This window comes from Paenibacillus sp. Soil787 (genome assembly GCF_001429545.1).
Lineage (GTDB): Bacteria > Bacillota > Bacilli > Paenibacillales > NBRC-103111 > Paenibacillus_E.
This window is the reverse complement of record NZ_LMSP01000001.1, coordinates 445010-465810: the sequence shown is the minus strand read 5'-3', so window position 1 is coordinate 465810 and position 20801 is coordinate 445010. Positions and strand designations below refer to the sequence as shown.

General features: G+C 45.0%; 16 protein-coding genes. 3 read left to right on the top strand and 13 right to left on the bottom strand.

Going from position 1 to position 20801, the window contains the following annotated elements; translation table 11 throughout:
- Positions 1-111: 111 nt before the first annotated feature.
- The 10 genes from ASG93_RS01965 to ASG93_RS01920 all read right to left on the bottom strand — a co-directional run bounded on the left by ASG93_RS01965 (position 112) and on the right by ASG93_RS01920 (position 15086).
- Positions 112-5640 carry an endo-alpha-N-acetylgalactosaminidase family protein gene (locus tag ASG93_RS01965; protein WP_056828285.1) on the bottom strand — a complete coding sequence of 1843 codons (5529 nt, stop codon included), beginning with the start codon at positions 5638-5640 and terminating at the stop codon, positions 112-114.
- A 510-nt stretch (positions 5641-6150) separates the two neighbouring features.
- The gene (locus ASG93_RS01960; RefSeq protein ID WP_056828283.1) at positions 6151-8460 is read right to left on the bottom strand and encodes a helix-turn-helix domain-containing protein; all 2310 of its coding nucleotides are present in this window, start codon (positions 8458-8460) and stop codon (positions 6151-6153) included.
- A 105-nt stretch (positions 8461-8565) separates the two neighbouring features.
- Positions 8566-9333 carry a sugar phosphate isomerase/epimerase family protein gene (locus ASG93_RS01955; protein ID WP_235550698.1) on the bottom strand — a complete coding sequence of 256 codons (768 nt, stop codon included), beginning with the start codon at positions 9331-9333 and terminating at the stop codon, positions 8566-8568.
- Between the two features lie 196 nt (positions 9334-9529).
- On the bottom strand, positions 9530-11452 hold the full coding sequence (locus ASG93_RS01950) for a glycosyl hydrolase family 95 catalytic domain-containing protein (protein ID WP_156410759.1): 1923 nt from the start codon (positions 11450-11452) through the stop codon (positions 9530-9532).
- On the bottom strand, positions 11382-11885 hold the full coding sequence (locus ASG93_RS01945; RefSeq protein ID WP_156410758.1) for a hypothetical protein: 504 nt from the start codon (positions 11883-11885) through the stop codon (positions 11382-11384). The genes ASG93_RS01950 and ASG93_RS01945 overlap by 71 nt, the downstream gene beginning before the upstream one ends.
- A 195-nt stretch (positions 11886-12080) precedes the next feature.
- Positions 12081-12767, bottom strand: coding sequence for a DUF4386 domain-containing protein (locus ASG93_RS01940; RefSeq protein ID WP_056828275.1), 687 nt, complete (start codon positions 12765-12767; stop codon positions 12081-12083).
- Positions 12768-12848: 81 nt separating this feature from the next.
- Positions 12849-13250 carry a hypothetical protein gene (locus tag ASG93_RS01935; RefSeq protein ID WP_056828273.1) on the bottom strand — a complete coding sequence of 134 codons (402 nt, stop codon included), beginning with the start codon at positions 13248-13250 and terminating at the stop codon, positions 12849-12851.
- A gap of 18 nt (positions 13251-13268) precedes the next feature.
- Positions 13269-13967, bottom strand: coding sequence for an ATP-binding cassette domain-containing protein (locus tag ASG93_RS01930; RefSeq protein ID WP_056829267.1), 699 nt, complete (start codon positions 13965-13967; stop codon positions 13269-13271).
- A gap of 10 nt (positions 13968-13977) precedes the next feature.
- Positions 13978-14343, bottom strand: a complete 366-nt coding sequence (locus ASG93_RS01925; RefSeq protein WP_056828271.1) for a GntR family transcriptional regulator — start codon at positions 14341-14343, stop codon at positions 13978-13980.
- A gap of 2 nt (positions 14344-14345) precedes the next feature.
- The gene (locus ASG93_RS01920) at positions 14346-15086 is read right to left on the bottom strand and encodes a hypothetical protein (protein WP_056828269.1); all 741 of its coding nucleotides are present in this window, start codon (positions 15084-15086) and stop codon (positions 14346-14348) included.
- Positions 15087-15358: 272 nt separating this feature from the next.
- Here ASG93_RS01920 and ASG93_RS01915 point away from each other — a divergent pair, with 272 nt between their 5' ends.
- The 3 genes from ASG93_RS01915 (at position 15359) to ASG93_RS01905 (ending at position 17705) form a co-directional block, all read left to right on the top strand.
- Positions 15359-15664 carry a hypothetical protein gene (locus tag ASG93_RS01915; protein ID WP_056828266.1) on the top strand — a complete coding sequence of 102 codons (306 nt, stop codon included), beginning with the start codon at positions 15359-15361 and terminating at the stop codon, positions 15662-15664.
- Positions 15651-16331, top strand: a complete 681-nt coding sequence (locus ASG93_RS01910; protein WP_056828264.1) for a PspA/IM30 family protein — start codon at positions 15651-15653, stop codon at positions 16329-16331. Before ASG93_RS01915 ends, ASG93_RS01910 begins: the two co-directional genes overlap by 14 nt.
- 273 nt (positions 16332-16604) lie before the next feature.
- Positions 16605-17705, top strand: a complete 1101-nt coding sequence (locus tag ASG93_RS01905) for a GerAB/ArcD/ProY family transporter (RefSeq protein WP_056828262.1) — start codon at positions 16605-16607, stop codon at positions 17703-17705.
- Here ASG93_RS01905 and ASG93_RS01900 read toward each other — a convergent pair.
- The 3 genes from ASG93_RS01900 to ASG93_RS01890 are packed head-to-tail and all read right to left on the bottom strand — an operon-like array spanning position 17694 to position 20638.
- Positions 17694-17927: a hypothetical protein gene (locus ASG93_RS01900; protein WP_056828260.1), complete on the bottom strand. Its 234-nt coding sequence runs from the start codon at positions 17925-17927 to the stop codon at positions 17694-17696. The genes ASG93_RS01905 and ASG93_RS01900 overlap by 12 nt on opposite strands.
- Entirely contained in the window at positions 17924-19105 is a 1182-nt protein-coding gene (locus ASG93_RS01895) for a Ger(x)C family spore germination protein (protein WP_056828259.1), read from the bottom strand. Before ASG93_RS01895 ends, ASG93_RS01900 begins: the two co-directional genes overlap by 4 nt.
- Entirely contained in the window at positions 19106-20638 is a 1533-nt protein-coding gene (locus tag ASG93_RS01890; RefSeq protein WP_063891738.1) for a spore germination protein, read from the bottom strand.
- Between the last annotated feature and the right edge of the window lie 163 nt (positions 20639-20801).

Below are 20801 nucleotides of genomic sequence, written 5' to 3'. Positions count from 1 at the left end.
CGGACGGTTCACGGAATGCTGCGAACGGGCAATTGTCGCATTTTTTGCGGAAGAAATAAGTAATAAGAACGCGATCAAGAGCGATGGCTCCTGACCGCGTTCTTATTGGAATTATTTGGACCAATCTACAATAATGCTATTGGCATCTATTATAAAAATTTGTTTCGCATAGGCTGAAATTTCACCTTGATTCGCTTTCTCGATTTGCTTCAACACATCCTCCATATGCTTAATTGCTTGATCATTATGGCCCTTGCTTAATTGGTCTAGAGACTGAGTAAATTTGTTTGTAATTTGTGTCCCGAGCGATCCGTTTATTTCGCCTGATGCCATAAATTTTGCGATAAGCTGCTGCAAAGCATTTGCACTTGTCGTAACGTTCACACTAATCGTGGTTAGCGTACGATTTCCAGCCCGGTCGGTCACAACTGCTTGAATCACATGGTTGCCTAGTTGACCTTCCCAATTCACAATTTTCTGTTCCGCTGAAGTCTCTCCTCCATCGATGGTTATCGTTTGTGAAGCTACTCCAGACAATGGATCCTCAGATTGGATAACTAGCGTTAGCAATTCGTTATCTTGGAATGTTGCCCCATTCACTAATGGGCTGCCATTTGCAGTGAGCACCGTTGTTGGTGCTGTCTGATCGATATTGACCGTCATCGTTTTAGGAGTTTCAACATTTCCAGCACGGTCCGTCGATCGATACTGAACCTGATAAGTTCCATCGCTTAGTACGAGTGGAGCCGTATAAGGCACGAATCCATAGGTCGACTGCAAGACGCTCGAACCAAGGATGACATTCAATGAATATTCTGTAGAAGCTGGACCAGAATTATCGTCTTGAGATTCAAGCTTTACAGATACATCTGAAGTATACCAATCACCAGTGCCTTTCACTCCGTCCAAAGTTGCTTCGGTTGAAGGAGGAATGCCATCTGGTGCTCCAATCCTTTCGTCGGAATTACCGCTTTCTCCACCTGAGTTATAGGCGCTGATGGCGAAATAATAGGTTACTCCATTTTGAAGTCCCTCAATGGTAGTGCTGGAAACATTGCCAGCATCGACCGATGACGTATACAAACCGCTGGCTGTTCCGTATTTGACTTTATAACCAGTTGCTCCTGTTGATTGCGTCCAATTCAAGGTAAGCTTTCCGTTACCGGATACGATATTGTCCAGAATCGGCGTTGACGGAGGAGCAGACTCGCGGATCACGGTCAACGCATACGTTTTCGTCGTTAAGTCTTGAGCCGTCACGACAATATTGATCGTATTGCTGCCTGCTTGCAGGCTGATCGGTTCGCTTGCTTGGCCACTCGCAGCCTGCTGTCCGCTTACCATCAACGTCGCATTCGCATCATAAACAGACGCCATTATTGTTATGCTGCTCACATCGTTGCCCACATTCGCCGTGTACGATGTCGTTTCCGCTGCAAATGCCGGATTCAATTGTCCGCTCGACAAGCTCAGCCCTTTCAGATCTGCGTTGTTTGATGGCAGGCTAATTGGTGATGTAAGTGTCATATCAATTATTGCAACGTCTCCCATCGGCACAATAACATTCGTGCGTGACGCATCCAAGTATCCCGTTTTACTTACCGTTACGGAATAGCTGGAGCCTGAAGGTATATCCGTTATGGCATATGTTCCGTCCGCCGCTGTATAAACTGAACCATACACGGAACTGGTGACAGATGCTGTCACGGTTGCGCCTGAAACTGGCATATTACTGCTGTCTACAACCTTGCCTCTAATGCTTCCTGGTGCGTTATACTCCACTACAGGCCAGTATTGCGCTATACTATTTTCCTTAGTCGCGAACTGACTATCGGAAGAACCGCCTCTCAGGAGTGCATTCGTTAATTTTATGGATATGTTTTTATCTTGGCTAGCCAGCGCACTCTTGGCCATATTCGTCACATCAATGACAAATGCAGTGTTAAGATCAGGCATAATAGGACTTGCATTCAATTTAGCCCCTAATACGGATGGCTTATTGTTCCAAGTTATGGCAGACTCGCTCCAATTATTCTGGACTTGCTCGACATTAATCCCCGGCGATACAGCACCAGCCGTCGTTGGATATAGCTTAATCTTTGCGCTGGTCACATTGGCTGGTATACGCTCCAAGTTAAATTTGTAGAAGGCCTCACGGTTATAGCCGACTGCATCAAACTTGACGAGAGCTGTTTGATCAGCACCAAAGTTCGTATTTGCTGATCCGCCATCACGTACATATGCATCCGCTGCTGCAACGATTGAAATCGCATTCAATGACGCAGCGCTAACAGGTGCGCTCCAATCCGTTGTCTCCGTCGTATTCTTTGCCCTTACTCGATAGGTATGCGTAGAATTGAGAGCCAACCCGGAATGCATGTAAGGAGAGACAGCAGGTGTTACTACTTGGCCATCTACTTCCAGATCATATTCGGTTGCTAAATCCGCCTCATTCCAGCTTACGCTAATCTGGGATGGGCTTAAAGCAGTCGCTTTTAACCCTGTTGGTACAGCCAAAGGAGGCAGTGAGGGTAAAACGTCAATCGCAAAGTCATCAATGACAAAGTCAATCATGCCTCCCCCGTTCTTTATAAAAGAAACGTAGGCATCCTCATAGTTACCAGTTAAAAATGTCTTAGTAAATGTTGAATATGCGGAGCCGTTGACTGATGCAGGAATTGGCACATTGGACAAAGTGATTGCACCGTTGTTTCCTTTGACAGCAACAGAATAGGCTCCACTGTTTATCTGACCAAGCTGATAATTAAAGCTCATCTTATACAGGGTATTGGGCTGCAGTTTGACGTTGTACGGCACAGTCCTCATGTATTCGCCTGTTTCAGTTGAAGTGGTCTGCCTCATCTTCAATGAATAATTACCGTTGATCGTATCGGTCGTAAAACCATTATGAAACTCCGATCTGTGAATGCGACCGACCAGCTTAGTCTGTACAAAAGGTCCTATGCCTTCGTCATTGCTCTCAAAGTCTTCGAAGAAATAGTGACTTCCAAATGGCGTGGTATTCATTTCTACAATACGCACGTCATCAAGGTACATATAAGATGCAGAAGTCCCTGCATTTGCCTTGAAATAAATGTCTGCACTAGTGTGATTGGAGGGAACGGTAAATTCCAACTTAATTCTCTGCATGTTATTACGACTATACCTTAGCGTGTTATAATACTGGTTTGTAAGTTCCGATTTTTCCATAGTGTTCGTAACTTCAGATCCACCATAGTTGTTAACACCGATCGTTCCAGTCCTTCCATTAACCTCCATCCAAGCAGAAAGTTGATAGGTCTTGCCCGGGGTCAGCCCTGTTAGGGTCTGGCTCAATGTCGCATCCGCACCATTGTTTCCGTTCACATTCAGATAGGTCTCACCAACGTTGCTGTTCGATATTTGAATATGGCTTGTGCTACCACTAGTAGACGCTATAGTCCACGCTGAGGTTGCGGGCGATAAGTCGTGGCTGTCAAAACCAGGATCTTTCACAAATCCGCCTTCTCCCCAAGTCATTACAGGGTTGGTTTGCTCACTTTTGTAGATGACATAGGGCGTATTCGCAGTTGCGTCAATCGTTACTTGACCGTTCGTTACACCCAGGTCCTTCACAAATGTTTTGCCCGTATCGGATAATTGATACAGCTTCACCTTGTCCATCCCAGACCAACTGTCCGGAAGGTCCCAGGTCGTGCTTCCTCCGGCCGTGTTATAGTGGTAGATCTTGGTCTCACTCTGGGGATCCCAAGGGATGAACACTTTGGCACTTACGTTGCTTATGTTATAGGTTGAAGTATCATAATTGTTCTGATAAGCAGCAATCTTTTTATTGTCCTTGTATAACTCAACTACCGGATTAGGCTCTGGCGTTGTTTCTTTGACATATACATTGTTAGTGAAATCGATCCTGTTGTTTGTCCACTTCATAATGTCAAAGTTCTGCATATACTTCATCAGCAGATTGTTGGTAAAGAATATTTTCATTTGGCTTATCAAGCCGGTATTATTACCTTGGTCGTCGTTGCCGTCGTCCCCGTAACCCATGGAGCCTGCATGCCTTGATTTCAGCAGCATAGGGTTGAAACCGAAGGAATCTGCAACGCCGTTCTTCATAAACCTGACTACTTGGCTCTTCATCTGCGGCACATGATTCCATACAGCATAGTCTTCAAGTGCCCCCTGGAATTCCGTGCCCACAGCCCAACCGTTTTTATTTAATTCTGTTCCCAGCTTCCACTCTGGATATCCCTGAAAATAATACACATCAACATAAACCCACTTCAGGCCTGGAACATTTGATTTAAGCTCTGCGAGCCTGTCAGCCAATCCATGACTCCCCAAATTAGTGGCATCTTTGTACTGGTCAATAAGGTACGCCTGGTCCAGGGAATTCCAACCGGGCGCGTGCGGCTGTCTGAGAAGACCTTCACTGTAGTATTGCGCTTCCGGATAAGCCTCAGTAGCATTGATATGTACCCCTACGCTAGTGTTATATTTAGCAGCCTCATTCACAAAATAATTAAGATCAGTCAGACCCCCTGCTCTCTTATTGATGTTGATTCCGTAGTCAGGGTGATTTGAATCATGGCCTTCAGCCTGATGTCCCTTATATTCCAAGAACTGTCCGAAGCCGTCAGTATACAGGTTTATCTTCTTGACCATATCGAGTGTCCTCAGGAAGGGCCACTGGGCAAGACTTCCACGGGTATATGCAATACCGGCAAAGCTCTTTTTAATTGTGTCTGCACCATATGGAATTTTCATAATCTGCCTGTATGCAATGGCGCCATCCTGCCAGTCTACTTTACTGTCATTATTTATATCTGGTGTAATGGTGATTTTGGCATATGGCAATTCCATAATCTCCGTTGGCACTTCTCTGTAAGTCCAAGCATTATTCCATGCACCCATTCTCTTATACGAGGTCTTGCTCACCGTCTGGTAGTAGTATCTGGTTTCAAACTTGTCGCCCAGAATCTTGCTCCCTGTGGTCGGCGTCGTATTAATGGCGTTATTATACATAGTTGCTGCAAGCTTGTCGGTATTCAGAATAAGATAAGATTTTGCCACCGGGTTTGCGTCAACTGCCTTAGTAGATAATGTGTTGTATTCTTCCTTGGAATTATCATCGTAATTGACGGAACCCTTGACATCAACCCCTGTTTCCTGTGCACCAGCCTGATCATCACGGATGGATATCAGGTTTTGGTTCGGAATTTCAAAGGTCATTACTTTCGTCGCGCCGTTTTCGGCAATATCGCTTACCTTGAATTCGACGATGTTGTCGGTAACTTTGAAATACAAAGTCATTGTTACCCCAATACTTGAAATGTTCAGTGTATAGGTTATCGTGTCTCCTGTTTTAACACTTGTTACCGTTGGTGTGTAAGTTGTACCGTTGATTTTAACCTGATTCATCGTGTCTTCATTTCCGTAAAATACGGCATTTTGAGACGCACCAGCCCTGAGCCATTGGTATTGAACAATTCTGGGAAAAGCGTCGTCCACGGTCACGCTCATACTAGTTGACTGAATGGTGGCCTGACTTGCTGCCAGCACTGTCGTCTCGCCAAGAAACGATAGATTACTGAATGAGTAAAATTGTGCCAAGAAAAACAAAAGCGTCAGCATGATCATCTTACATTTTCTTCCTAAACTCTTTTGAATAAATTTACTCCTGTTTGACATAATTAGAAACCTCCATCTGCTCCTCCATATCTTTAAAGCGCTTTCAGATCAATCAATGAAATGTGGATATTTACACGAAATCCGTCATCTTTCATCACCTCTTGTTACTTGAGCTAAGAAACTAAACGTAATATACAATCAAAATATTGTATCCTACAAGGCGCAATTGTTGCACGTCTTCTTTCATGTGTAGAATTCTACTATTGCACTATTGTCGCAATTTTTGCATGTAGCTGGAGGACCCAGTCAGAAGTGCGATTACTTGGTCTATTATGCAAGGATAAACGACTCCGTCGTCCTTCAGGGACGAGCGCGTTGGTCAAGGTAGATGCGAAGCAAAAGTATAAAACTTATACGCTTATCTACTAAAAAAGATACGCTCCAGGGCTTCGTACCCGTGAGCATACCTTTTTATGGAACACGAACATGTCCGCCACCGAATAGTCCCCTTCAAAATCATTATGGCTCTAACGAATGAGGTTTTTGTACCGATTCCCGGTACTGTCCGGGTGTGATGCCGACCAACTTCTTAAAGACGCGCATGAAATTTTGCCGTTGATACCCGACTAAACTGGAAACCTCGTTAACAGGTAAATCGGTCTCCAATAAGATTTGCTTCGCTTTCTGGATACGGTAATCCGTCAAATAGTCAATGAAGACGGTCTGCTGCATTTTTTTAAACCATTTACTGAGCTGAAATGTGCTGACACCGCAATGATCTGCACACTCTTCGAGTGAAATATCCCGATTGTAATTGTCGTGAATATAATGGACGGCTGTCTTCACCATGAGCTCATATTCCCCGTGGCGATTCCCCTGAACGGCAGCGATAATTGGCGCTATCAAGGCGGTTACGAACCATTTGTTGATGTCCTCCATGCTTTTCAATTTACGGATATAGGAGTATGGATCATCTTGTCCGAACAGTTGTTTCGGCTCCACGTGCAATGCGTAGGCGGTACGCAGCGTAGCGGCCAGCAGCTGATTGTAATAGAGAAGCACACCTTCTGGTGATCCCGCCAGCCTTTTGACCGCAACCGAGAAATCGTTCAACATCCGCTCCGCTTCCTCTTGATTGCCGAGTTTCAGTGAATTCTCGTAATGCTGTTCCAGTTCGACTGGATAGATGCCTTCGCTAACGCTTGCCCCCTCGTCCCGAAGTACTTTATTTCTCCCAACAATGATACGTGATTCGAGCGCGAACATCGCTTGGCGGTACATCTCCGGCAGCTCCTTCACTTCATAAGCGGTCCCGCTTAGACCGGCCGTCACGGGGAGATGCACAAAATTAGCGAGCGCTTCCCTCATCCTGTCAGCAAATATGAAAAAATCGGGCTCCTCCTTGTCCCACCTATGAGCATCCGGAACGCTCCATATCCATGTAACAAGACTATCGTTCAAAACGCTAACCGTAACACCTTGCCAGCCGCACTCTGAAGAAAGCTCATCGATAATGTTTTTCATGGCGAACAGTATGAGTTCCTTGTCATTGTCACGGAACTTCCCTTTCTGATTCGCATTCATGTCAATGGCTATTGCAATAACGGCAAACTCTGCTTGCTCCGGAAGCCGGTACCGTCTGAGCAGCTCGTTCATCTGCACAGCGGTATAATGGGCAAACTGGCCTTGAAGCAGCTGCAGTACGAACGTCTCGCGAATGATTGGCAGTTGTTGTGACAACTCGTTCTCCAATTGTGAAGCCGTATGTTTCAAATCCAGCCAACTGCGATGAACGAAGCCCATTTCGTCGGTATCAAATTCCGTATGGGATTCTCCTTTCATGCTCGTCAGCAAGCGCTCAACGGGACGATAGATCCTCCGACTTCCCAAGAACGACACGATAACGCCGACAAGCAGGAAAAAGAATACAATTCCCATCGTCATGAACGCGATGCCTCTCGATTTTGCGCGCAACTCTTTTACCGGAATAACATCGATATATTTCCAATGGCTGTAATTCGAAGTGATACCTGTAACCAGATAAGTAGTGTCGTTCCAGGTAAAATTATACTTCGACTGGGCATCAGCCGCCTTCAGGATGTGCTCATAGAAGTTAGTCGGCTGCATTAGCTCTGAGGATGTAGCTACTACTCCTCCATTCTCGTTCACCACGAACATGAACTGTCCTTTATAGACGGTCGAATCCCCGATGATATCGCGAATTAGACTCGAATCTACTGACGCTAGAACGAGTCCAATTGGATCGCTGCTGACAAGCGGAAACTTGTTCATCAGCGTAATCCCTCTACTCTTCTCAGCATAGGACGTCACAGGGAACGTTTCTTCCAACCAGCGCAGCCTGTAATCTTTCTTTAATTCATTATCGAGCTTTTCACGAGAAAATAAGCCGTCTGGACGAATGACTCCACTTGTCGGAGACATATACGCAATACCGGGGATATAGAGCGCTAGCTCTCGCAAATCTTTGTTTGTATTTTGGAAAGCCCCAAGGGTCTTGCACACTTTACTGAAGAAGTCTATCTGATCGGCACTTAAATTCTCATTATAGTCGGACAAAAAATAAGGTGTATTCAGTAATTGCAGCAGATTAATCTGAATCGTCTGCAGCTTATTATCGACATTATCGGAAGCAGTTTTCAGAAATTGATAATTGGCCTTATTCACTTCGGTCTCTACAACAGACGAGGAATAGAGGTAGCTGCCTAGTCCGGTAATAACCGTTGGTACAATAGAAATAAATAATGAGACCGTAATCATTCTCCGCAGCATGGATTTCTTCTGTTTGGTAAACAAAGACAGCCGATTCAAATCGTTGCCCCCTCACTTTGTAAGCGTTCACAATTATACACTCTAACCGAAAACGCTTGTCGCATGCAAGGCTCTTTTTTTGCCATGTACAAATTGCGGGTATTATTAAACATCCACACCAAGGTTCCTCAAATAATTGAAGCTGGTCGCCAAGCATTCAAATGGATTGCGGCCATAACAGTCGTCTTGTTCAACCGGAGCCCATTCAACACTAACCTGTTTACATGCCTCCAAAATCCGGATGTAATTCATATTACCTTCGCCAATCTCGGCAAATCGCTGCTCCATATCACTCGTGACTGCAAAATCTTTCAAATGAACAAGTTTCATTCTTCCTTTCAATTTGTTTATCCATTCTATCGGATCCGCTCCTCCAGATTGTACCCAGTAGAGATCAAGTAAGAATTCCATAGCTTCAGGGTCTGTCTCCTCCATGAGGATTTCCAACCCGGTTTTCCCGCCAAATTTGGCGAACTCAAAAGAATGGTTATGATAAAAGAATTGCAATCCTGCCTGCTTTAATTTTCTTCCAATGTCCGTTGCTTCTTTGGCGAAAGTCACATATCCTTCTTGGCTGTTGCGATATTCCGCCGGCATACCTCCTAATCCCACATATTTGCAATCCCAAATCTTATGCTTTTCAATAACAGCATCCAAATTGTTAGTTAAATCCGCATATGGAATGTGGGTCGCACAGATGGTCAGTTGCTCCCGGTCTGCGATTTCTTTCAATTCACTATTGCCGATAGGACCTATTCCTGAAACTTGAATGGCGTTATAACCGATTTGTTTAACCTTTCTAAGACTGATCGAGATATCCTCGGGAGTTTTCAGATAATCCCTTATTGTATAGAGCTGTGCTGCTATTTTCATTTTCATCACTCGCTTTCATAGAATATTGAAGCAACTCAAGGATAAACGACTCCGTCGTCCTTCAGGGACGAGTGCGTTTGTCAAGGTATGCGATATACATCCATACTATAACGGAATCCCTTACCTTTGCGCTAGGAACGATTCTATCCAATGTATGCAAAATTTTGACCTTCATGGAGAAAATCAAACTAGGATGTTACAACTCGGTAATCATGCAGGACTCCCCTGCTTGCAAAGAGATTGTCAAAATGTCTTTCATTCCGCAAACGAGCTCCTCCATGTTATCGTCGATCCGAATTTGCAGTCTTTCGCTCGCGAAATCGTTCTGCACTCGGAAAAAACCGCTGCGTTCAGCATTCAGTTCCACATAGTCGAGTCGGTTTGCACGCCATCGCGCCGAGACGAGTACGCCCATCTCCCCGCGGAAATCGCGGAACTCGACGTCATTTGCCGCCCATTTCCGGGGAATCGCCGGAAACGCTCGAATCGTCCCGCCGTCCGTATGCAGCAGCATTTCCTGAAGTGCGGAAATGGCGGCAAAGTTGCCTTCGAGCGTGAATGGACGGTAATGAAACATGCAAACGCCCGCCTTTTTATAATCACCATTCAGATGGAACCCATTCGGCGAGCATGTGTACTGCCACATTTGCTGCAGATGATAAATCGCTGCTTCTCCGTTACCCTGCTGCGCGTACATAGCAGCCGCCCAAGCAAACGAATAGCCGACCCATTGGCCCTTACCGAGCACTTCCAGATTAGCGATCGTCGCATCGGCAATCTTGCGATCCCGCTCCGAACCACGTCGGTCAAGCAGCTGCAGCGGATAAATGGCCATCATATGAGACATATGTCGGTGGCTTTCCATGAGGCATTCTTCCTTATTGACCATCAGCACGTTACGCTCGTTAACGGCAAGCTCCGGGAGTTTGCCCAGCAGATCCGCCCATCTTTCCGCTTCAGCGGCATAAGCGAGCCTTTCTGCCATATCGTGCAATCGCCTGAACAAATAAATAAGGAGCGCCAAATCGTAGTTGCTGATCGGCTCCAGCCATGCTTTGAGCGAATTGTCGTGAATCTCCGGCGAGCTCGATACTGGCAGACGCAGCTTGCCGTCTTCTCCCAGAGTCAGCCAGCGCTGCAAGCAGTCCGCCGTTTCCTTGAAGTACACGTATGCTTTGTTGCGCAAGAAATCGCCGTTGCCCGTATATAGCCAGTAATGGTCGAACGCCTGACATACCCAAATGTGGTTCGTAATGCTCATACTATACATCGGCCATCCGCCCATCGCACCGCCGGTAAGCGTCATGACAGATGGAAGATTGATGCCCGGAGCATCAAAGAAGCTTTGCGCGAACCGCTTCGCCTCCGGTCGCAAGTCCCACAAGAAGTCGAGGAAGCTCTCCCCTTCTTCCAGATGATTCGCTTTCAAATAGTGCCAGTAGCTGAGCTGCGTATTCAAGTCGTGATGGTAGTCGCCTTTCCATGGGGGGAGCTGGCCTTCGTCCGCCGTCCACACCCCTTGCAGCGGCATTGGCGGAGAGCCTTTGCGCGAGCAGGATGCGAACAGGTAGTTGTTCAAGTACCACATCTTCTCCGCTTCCGCGTCCGGCAAAGCGATCGAGCTCTTGCCCCAATAGCGTCCCCACCACGCGCAATGATCTTGGAATGCGGCGTCAAACCCGGCGTCCAGCGCATTAATAACCTTCCGTTTGGCATTCTCCAGCCACTGCTCGCCGTCATGGTTCGCAGCGATCGTATAGACCGCTTCCCAATGGTTATTCGCCGTTTGCCGTTCGGCTACAAGAATGGCATATTCAAGTTCTTGGCATGTTCGCTGATAAAACCAGCGGACATCTCCTTCCTCATGCATTGTGGCGGCCGGGTAGCCGAGCCGGGTTAGGCTCGTATGGAAAACGGGGTCTGCCGTATGATTCAGTAGTGCACCGGCGTAATCGGGCGGTACGATGTCCAGCCGTCCTTCCTTAAAAGCAGCGCCGGTTATTTTGATATAGCCGAGGCCGTTAACTGCATGCAGGTAACTAGTCACCTTAACAATACGATCGCCGAAAGCCATATCGACATGCGCGCATGCCTCGCGGATTGCGAGATGGCTCCTCATATGATCCGCCGGCCTCCCAAAATGCAGCTCCAGCCGACCGGCCGGAAGCTTGGTTGGGTACCGGATATTTTTCGTAGATGCTGTCAAATCGGCTGAGCAGCCCTTCCTGGTCACCGCGCCGAACACATTCGATCATTCCCGCATAGGTGAACCCGGCGTCCAGCACCTCCGGCGTCAGCCGCAAATCCCACAAATCGCCGCGGTCCAGGCTGAACCGAAGCGGCTTCCCATTTCCCCACAGGAGGCATCCCGTTAATCCGTTGCCAAGCGGCAGCGCCTCGTCCCATCTTGTGATCGGCTGATCGAATATCAGATCATGCTTGTTCATCCTATTTACCTCCCCGCATAAGCAGACACTCCTAAATTTCACCGTTCGTATGATTCGCGATATCTTTCTCTTTATACTCGCCCCACGGGATGCGCGTTCATTCAATATTCACTTTGGCTCCCATGTACTTCTCTATTTCCTTCTCGTATTCCTGCTGCACGATTGTGCTTGTCGGATCGCCGCCAAAATGCGGGATAACAACTTAGATCAGCTTCTACATCATAAAATCTCCAACAAAACCCCGAGGCTGCCCCCGGGGTTTATTTGCATTCGCAATTGTTATTATTTATGAGCCAATTTTTATTGTTGCAGAACTCGTTGATTGAATCCTTTAACGATGAGCCATACCGCGAGAATCATTTCATTAGCTGCTACTGGCAGCGCCAAAACAGCACCCCAAAAAGAAACTTGTTGAATGACACCGAACATGACTAACAAGGCACAAGTAAATACAAGTGTTGCCCCTGTCATACCCAAGATGGGAATAAACCTGGGTACGAGCTTGGATTTATAAAATATATAACTGTACATCATCGTGTTGATGCCCAGCATGAAAAGTGGCCCAAGCAGAAAGGTCCAGTCATGTATGGCTTTTAATACGATACCCGAAGCTTGAAAAGAGGCGGTATCCGGAGCCGCTGCTGCTGCAAACTCCCGGCTTAAGGTCAACAGAGACAGTACGCTGATTATACCAATAGTAATAATAATGGCTTCAAGGAACCTGAAGCAAACATGCCAAAGAGCAATCGTTTCATTATATTTTCTTAAAATTGGAAACATTGTAGTTGCAGTACCAACCGCTGAAACGACAAGAATTAACTCCATAAGCGCTCCCAGTATCACTTGGTTGGCATGTTCAGAGCCCTTCATCAGGTAGTCCGGACCATTTAGGATAGGATCGTATAAAATAAGACCAATTATCGCCGTAACCGCTGCAAGTATAAACAGTACTCCTACAATTAATGCGCTCTTTTTATTAGTATTCATTTATTTATCTCCTTTTTTGAATTTAATTCCTTACAGCAATGACCACGTTCCCAGACCATGGGCTGCGCTGTCTATCTTCCCTCAGCGCCACCGATCTCCGTGCTTCTTCGCATAGTGCGCAAACACAAAGCGCCAAGGGATGATGAAAGGAAAAATCACGACTATCAAGCATTCTAAGGCTATCGCCAAGGTTGACTCGTCCATTTGACCGGAGGTCCACAGTGGGAGCGCAACAACAATAAGCCATATCGACTTCCACAACAATTCCCACAGAAGCAACGGCAGCATTTGCAGCGGATACCGCAACCCCAGAACTGACAGAGCCGAAAAGGCCGCCAGCATGCATTGGACCACTCCTTCCATAAGTTCCCATGGCTTTTCGTGGTGGATGACTCCAGGCCATACCACGATTCCGAGCCCCACGACGATAAGAAGGTACAGCGCCCTCAGCAAATAAAGACGAAACAATGAGACCTCGTTCATTCTACCTCCCAATGATTATTAGACATAATTCTTCTTCATCCAATCCGTGATACCAAGACCCTCTGATTCATGTAATTCATCCACATCAGCCATTCTAAGTAATGATCCGCCTTTGATCGCAATGAAGCAGTCCAGTAATGATTCAATTTCTGTAATCTCATGGCTTGTCATGATGAGGGTCTGAGATTCCAAGTCAACATAAGAAATCATTCCTTTAACGATAGATTCTCGTACCATGGGGTCAAGTCCGGACAACGGTTCATCCATTAGGATGTAGGGTACTTCTCTGGCCAAAGTAAGCATGATTTTTAATCGACCACGATTTCCTTTCGAGAGATCTTTGATTTTCATATGAGGCTCCAGCTGCATAAACTTCATGATTTCTTCCGCTTTGGCCATGTTAAAGTCCGTATATTGGGAAGCCTGAAAATCCATCGCTTCACGTACTGTGAATATAGAATAAAAAGAACCAAGCTCCGATAAATAAGAGACCACTTTGCTGATTCTTCGATTGGCAGTCTCTCCATTTACGGTTACCCTCCCACTCGTTGGAAGCGACAGTCCAGAAATGAGTCTCAATAGCGTTGACTTCCCACTGCCGTTTTCACCCACAATGCCAATAATTTTACCTACGGGCAAAGTGACTGAAATGTTATGGAGTACGGGCTGCTTAACATATTTTTTAGAAACATTCGTCAATTGAATCAAATTACTCATCTCCTTTTTTTCAATCAAACTTGCTTAAGTGATCCTGGAGCCCTGATATGATTTCATGCGAGCTGAATCCCATTTCCTTCATCACCTGGATAAATGATAGGATCTGCTCATTTTTTAAAATTTCACGTTGTTGAACCAAGCGATCCTCTTGTTCCGTGACAAATGTACCTTGACCTCTTTTCGTTTCCAGGATACCCTCACGCTCCAATTCACTGTAAGTACGCTGAATTGTGTTTGGATTAACATTGTATTTGACACCCATTTCTCGGACAGAGGGAAGCTTCTCACCTGCCTTCAATTCTTTGCTAACAATCTGCCGATTGATTCGATCCGCTAATTGCAAATATATAGGCTTTGAAGCATTAAATTCTTCCATTCCTACACCTCAACTTTATTGTCAACGATCCACGCGCTCAGAAAGAATAATCCAATGATGATCATGAAGGTATACAAATATTCTCCTGCATATGTTTGTATGGGTTGTATTGAAAACGTAGGAAAATGATAGGTCATACTCCCCCATTTCGTTACTAAACTATACAGTTTAGTGGATTCCAATAGGACATCTATCCAATAAGGTATGATAACTGCCCCAATAACGACTAACCAACTCCAACGCCCGATGGAGAATTTAAGGGATTGGTATAGCGCCCAAAGAAATAACACCCAAACGCCAATTATGATAGAAATGATAATAATATGAAGAAATATGATTATTCCCGATGTCCAAGCATCCGTCCAATACGCTTCAATTAAGTTGAACTTGGGTATGATTAGCAATCCAGACATCACATATAACATCACTAGTGAAATAATGAGCATCAACAACCCGTTCAGTATCTTACTAATTAACAAACTAGATGCTGGCCCGGGATTATGCAGCCATAGATGCAGCTGATTTGCCTCTGTTCTCAAACTGATAAAGACAATCATCGGAACATATAAAATATGTAAAACAACAGCAACTGCTAAGGGTATGAAAATAAGTAAGGTATGATCTGCTTTCATCTCCATATATAACGTCAACAAGACAATCAATAAATTCATGACAAGTCCTACGAAAAATACGGTTCTTGTTAATTTAAAATCTTTTTTTAATAAAGCTACCCATGCCCTCATCCAAATCTCTCCTTCTTAATAAAAGAAACAAATATTGTATTAACGTAATAGTACACTAAGACGTTATGTCATGTAAATAGGCAATAAAAAAAAGCAAGAATGAAAACCTTCTTTACTTTTGGAAGCATTGAAAACGTATTTTTTCCGGAACGTACATTCAGCGTATTTTCAGCAACCTTTCAATTATGATTCAGTTGGCTTTAACTTGTCCTTAAGAAATCAAGCCTATACTTCTAAATGTAAGACAAACCATAGAGAGGAAGGAATGAGAGATGGGAGAAAGGCATATAAGCGGCTCGGAATACTGGCACCAATTCAGAGGCAGTTCCTATGAAGGTATACACCATGGCTTTCATGGATCGCCACTTCTGAGCATCGTATTGATGCTTGTCATTGTTTTCATTGGATATTTATTGTGGAGAAGATTTCGAACACATAAGCAGAATAACGGGTTTACAAAAATCGATGCTGCCACGCCGCCGGTTTACTATCAAATGCCCTTAAGTCACAGGGCGAGCATGTTAGACGAATGGGAACGCAACATTCACAAGGAGGAGAAAACAAATGGGAATTTTTAAAAGAGTAAAAGACATTGCATTGGCCGATATCAATGAAATGCTCGATAAAATGGAAAATCCGATCTACATGATCAAGCAGTACCTTAGAGATCTGGAGGAACAAATCGCTACCGCTAAGAACGCGCTCACGAATCAGTTGATAGCAGAGCGCAATTTTGATGCGTTAATCAGCGAGCTTGAGCAGCTCATCGGTAAACGTGTCCGACAAGCAAATCTAGCCCTCGATCGGGATGATGAAACGATCGCACAGCTCGCTATAGAAGAAAAGCTCATTTGCGAAAATAGGCTCCTCATGTATCGAGAGCAGTATCAAACCGTGAAGCAGCAAATCGCCATACTGCAAGAAACGCTTCATTCTTCGAAGGCGCTGTATGACGAGCTGCAAAGCCAAAAGTGGTTTCTAATGTCCAGAGCAAATGGCGCTCGGGCTATGCGAGACCTGAACCGTGTCGTCGCTTCCGTAGATACGGATGCCATTCGAAAAGGTTTTTCCAGAATGGAGGAACAGGTATGGCAGATGGAAGCGAGAGCCGCCGCAGACTCTCAGGTCGATCGATTTTATCACAATCCCGCCTCGGCTGGAACGAATAGCCTTATCAAGAACGAGGTTCAGCAGGAACTGGAGCGGCTTAAAGCTGAGAGAAAGCAGGTTATATTATCTACCTGACAATAATAGTACCAAAAAAAGACGGCCTCTTAAGAAACTTAAGAGTGTCGTCTTTTTACATCTGAAACCGGTTGTTGTTGACAAGAACATGATGTCTTTGCCTTATGCCCCTTACCCGCGTTCATGGCAGAAGCACCAATGTATCTTGCCTGCCTTCCCAGCCTTAACTTTTTGAATCGTTACTTTAGGAAAAGTGTATTTATTTTGTTTAAACAAGTTAACTAAGGATAAAATAGGGAGATATCAACTACGCATAAAGGTTGTGAAAATAGAGTGCAATTAAGCGGAAAAATATCCGGAAATCAGTTAAGCTTACTTTTTTTCACCTTTATTGTTTCTACGCTCATTTTATCTGTACCTGGAATTATGGTATCTATCGCCAAGCAGAATGCCTGGCTGTCTATTTTTCCAGCTTCGCTTACGGGAGTCGTGAACATCTGGGTACTGACCGCTCTGTCCAAACGTTATCCCGGTCAATCGATCATGCAATACACTGTCAAGATTTGTGGGAACTGGGCGGGCAAAATATTAGGATTTTATTTGACTTATTATTTATTTTTCTTTATTTCCAGCACTGTAAACGAGCATGCCGGTTTTCTTAACACCATCCTTCTGATGAATACTCCCTCTTTGGCTCTGATCGTCTCCATTTTGTTATTGTCCTGCTTGGCCGTACTGGCAGGAGTAGAAGCTATCGCCAGGTGCAATGAAGTGATTGTTTTCATTATCATCGTCCTACTGATCCCTGTCTTCATTTTCTCTTTCCGGGATGTTGAACTGGCCCGCTTGACCCCGTTTTTAGCGGAGGGAATGCTTCCGGTACTTAAGGGCGCAGTGGTTCCGTCCGCCTGGATGAGCCAATTCTTTTTTTTGGGATGGTTCTTCCCATATTTAAACGAAAAGCCGCAAAATGTCCGAATGAGTTTGTTATCGGCAATGGGAGGGGTTGTCCTGTTGATCATAGCTATCGACATCGTTACCATTATGATGTTCGGTCCGATAACGCCTCGTATGAAATTCGCTTTTTTGAAAGTCATCCAATATATTGGAATCATCGGACCCGTGGAAAGGTTGGAGGCGATTGCGATTGCCATATGGATTTTTGGGATTTTCATTAAGATTTCGATGCTGCTCTATATGTTTTGCATAAGTACAAGCCAGTTGTTCGGCACGTCAAATTATCGAAAATCCGTTGTGCCGGTAACTCTGTTATCCGCTGTCGGCTCAGTCTGGATTTTCAAAAATGAAGCTGAATTTCAAGCCTGGATTACTTTCACCTATCCAATATTGGCACTCTTTACGCAAAGCCTGCTCCCGTTGATATTGCTTGCCGTTGATACTCTCAAAATAAAAACCGCAAAGCTATGGGGATAAAATCATTTTCCCCAGGGGTTCGAATAGCAATTTGTAAGGAACGACAAGGCTAGGTAGTTCCACGCCCGCTATTAGAAGCGCGCCAATGATAGCGGTTACGGTCATAATTAGTGCATAAATCCAAGCCTCCCGCTTCTCATTACTCCCCCATAAACGACGAAATTGAAATAAAGTATACGCGCAAATACACAATACATATCCTGTAGACATGACAAGTTTCACTTTATAATCTCCTTTTCTTTCAATTGCAAGGAAGGGCCGACAACTCCTGTATTGCTGATGGTGAGGTTCACGGATACGGAAATTTCAGCCGCTGCAAAATACCTATCCCATTGTTCCTCTACGATCCGCCACTTTTGTGGATCTTTTCTTTGCAATTGCTGGCCAAAGCCTACGATATCCGTTTTGTATTGGGTTTGTATTTTACGCAAGAACACCTTCAAATCATGTTCAACCTGATTTTCCAACGCCTTTTTGATAAGCTTATGGTTGTTCGGTTGGCTTACGTCGAGCCGGGAATTGTTTTCAACCAGATTTCCCGTTCCTTTTATACCGACATGAAATTGAAGATGATTTCCTTTCATATTCGGTTCAATTATGACTTCGCTGCTCGTTAAAATATAACCCGCATTCCCCTTTCCTTCAGGCAGAATGGCAACGATTTTATCCGTCTTCTTGTTTTTCTTAAACCAGAGAAAAGCGTGCGTTTCCTCATTATTCAAAAAGCCGACCAATGCAGACGATTTAAAAATTGCGGTACCTTTCATACGAAATAGTTCGTCCTTATCTTTTTGCGACGAGCTAAAAAAATGAGTCGGCTCCAAAACACCGACCGCCGGATATATTCCCTCACTCGCTGAGGCTATCAAAAAATCCCGCAGCGTAGTGGATACGCCATCGCCCCTCATAATTTGCATTTCTTTCAAGGCTTCCGCGGGAACCAGTTCATAGGGGTAAGGGACTTGCAGCAAATCCTCAGCTTTCATTCCTCTGACAACAAATATGTACGTTTTTAACCGGTTCCGCGGTTGGCGGCTGAAAGAGTCCAGAATGTCGTTAATGCCATGTCTGGCCAAAGATTCCCCGATTAATATAACACTGCGATGCGAAAAGAAAAGCGTTCTAGACATTTTTTGCTGAAGCTTTTGTTCAAGATCTGACAAACTTTTCCCAACCTCTGAAATCAGAAAGAATCTGTCCCCTTCTTTAGAGCTTCCTCCGGTAGTTTGCGAGGATGGGGAAGGCACAGAAATCTGAAGTGTCGCCCGTATGTTACCGTCTTCCAACAAGTCCAGCCCCGTTCCCATAACCAAACCGATATCATTGATTTCCATGCGATCCCAACAGCCTGTAATGACCAGTGGAATCAATAAAATCCCGATTCGTAACCATCGTTTCAACTATTCTCCTCCTTCACGCTGTTGCGCTTTAGTAGCACTTTCGTAAGTGGGTGCGGATAGGCCGACGCCATTTTTTCGGGGAAACCGGAGCCAAGCATCTTTAAGCGCTCTTATGGAAAAGGGAGCCACCGGTGTAAAATAGGGAACTCCGAAAGATTTCAAATGCACAACGTGGAGTAAAATTCCCAAAAAACCGAGCGCTATACCGTATAATCCCAGCGATCCCGCCAAGAAGATGATCGGAAACCGAAGCAAACGGATCCCATTGGCAAAATTAAATCGCGGGATAACAAAGGCGGCAATACCTGTCGTAGATACGACGATAACGGTGGGAGCCGAAATAATGCCCGCCTGTACGGCCGCCTGCCCGATGACCAGCACACCGACGATGCTTACTGTCTGCCCTATCGTTCTTGGTAAACGAAGCCCGGCCTCGCGTAAAGCTTCAAACATGATTTCCATCAACAAGACTTCTATCATAATCGGCAATGGCACCGGTTCCCGAGCGGAGGCGATGCTCAACAATAAACTGGTGGGTATCATTTCCTGATGATACGTGGTCACCGCTACAAAAAAAGAAGGGGCAAAGACAACAATAAACAAGAAAATAAATCGGATCCACCGCACGAAAGTAGCTATCGGGTAACTTAGATAGTAATCTTCGCTTGCCTGCATACCGGTCCAAAAAGTAACTGGAACAACAAGAACGAAAGGGGTATTATCGACCAGAATTGCTACTCTACCTTCTAATAGTCCCCCTGCTACGACATCAGGCCGTTCTGTGACTTGAAACGTTGGAAAAAGGGGGAATGGATTGTCTTGCCGCATCATTTCCTGAATGTAACCACTCTCTAATACACCATCAATCTGGATAGAGGCGATTTTATCTCGTACCTGGTTAACGACCGATTCATCGGCAAGTCCTTCGATATAAGTCACTAATACACTAGTTTCCGTAATCTCGCCTACGGTGAAGGCTTCCGTTTTCAGACGAGGAGTACGAATATAGTTGCGCAACAGCCCTACATTCACGGATTGCCTTTCGATGAATCCCTCTTTGGGACCACGGATAACCGGTTCCGACGAAGGTTCTTCGATGCTCCGATGAACCAAGTTATTTACTGGAATACAAACGGCACTCGCTTCACCAGCAGTAAACACGATGGCATACCCGCGCAGCATAAGTTTGACGATATCCGCCCAATTCGACGACGTTACTGATTTAACGACAGGAATTGACTCGCTATCCCATGTTTCCGATTCTTCAGCACTCCGTTTATATGGTTTTAAGACAAGCTCGCTCAATTTTTTTTCGCCAGTTAAAGTTTCAAGATAGACAATTAATCGCTGGACCTTCCCGTCAACCTCATAAATGTTGTGGCAAACCAAATCCGAGCATCCGAGAAACATTTGTTTCACAAAGGCTTCGTTTTGTTCGATATTAGACGTTACAACTTCCTTTTCCAGAATATTTTTATCTTCAACCATAAGGGGCGGACTGCTCACAAACCATTTCCGTAGCCATGTCGTCACTGTATAAAATCCTTCCATTGACACTTTTGCTATTTATAGAATGTCTTGGAAAAGAGTTAATTATCCCTATTTGAGAACAACAAAGCTACGGAATTGAAAAAGTGGTTGAGAGGGATCATCTGTCCCCACTCAACCACTTTTCTTTGTTTTCACCGTTCAAAGC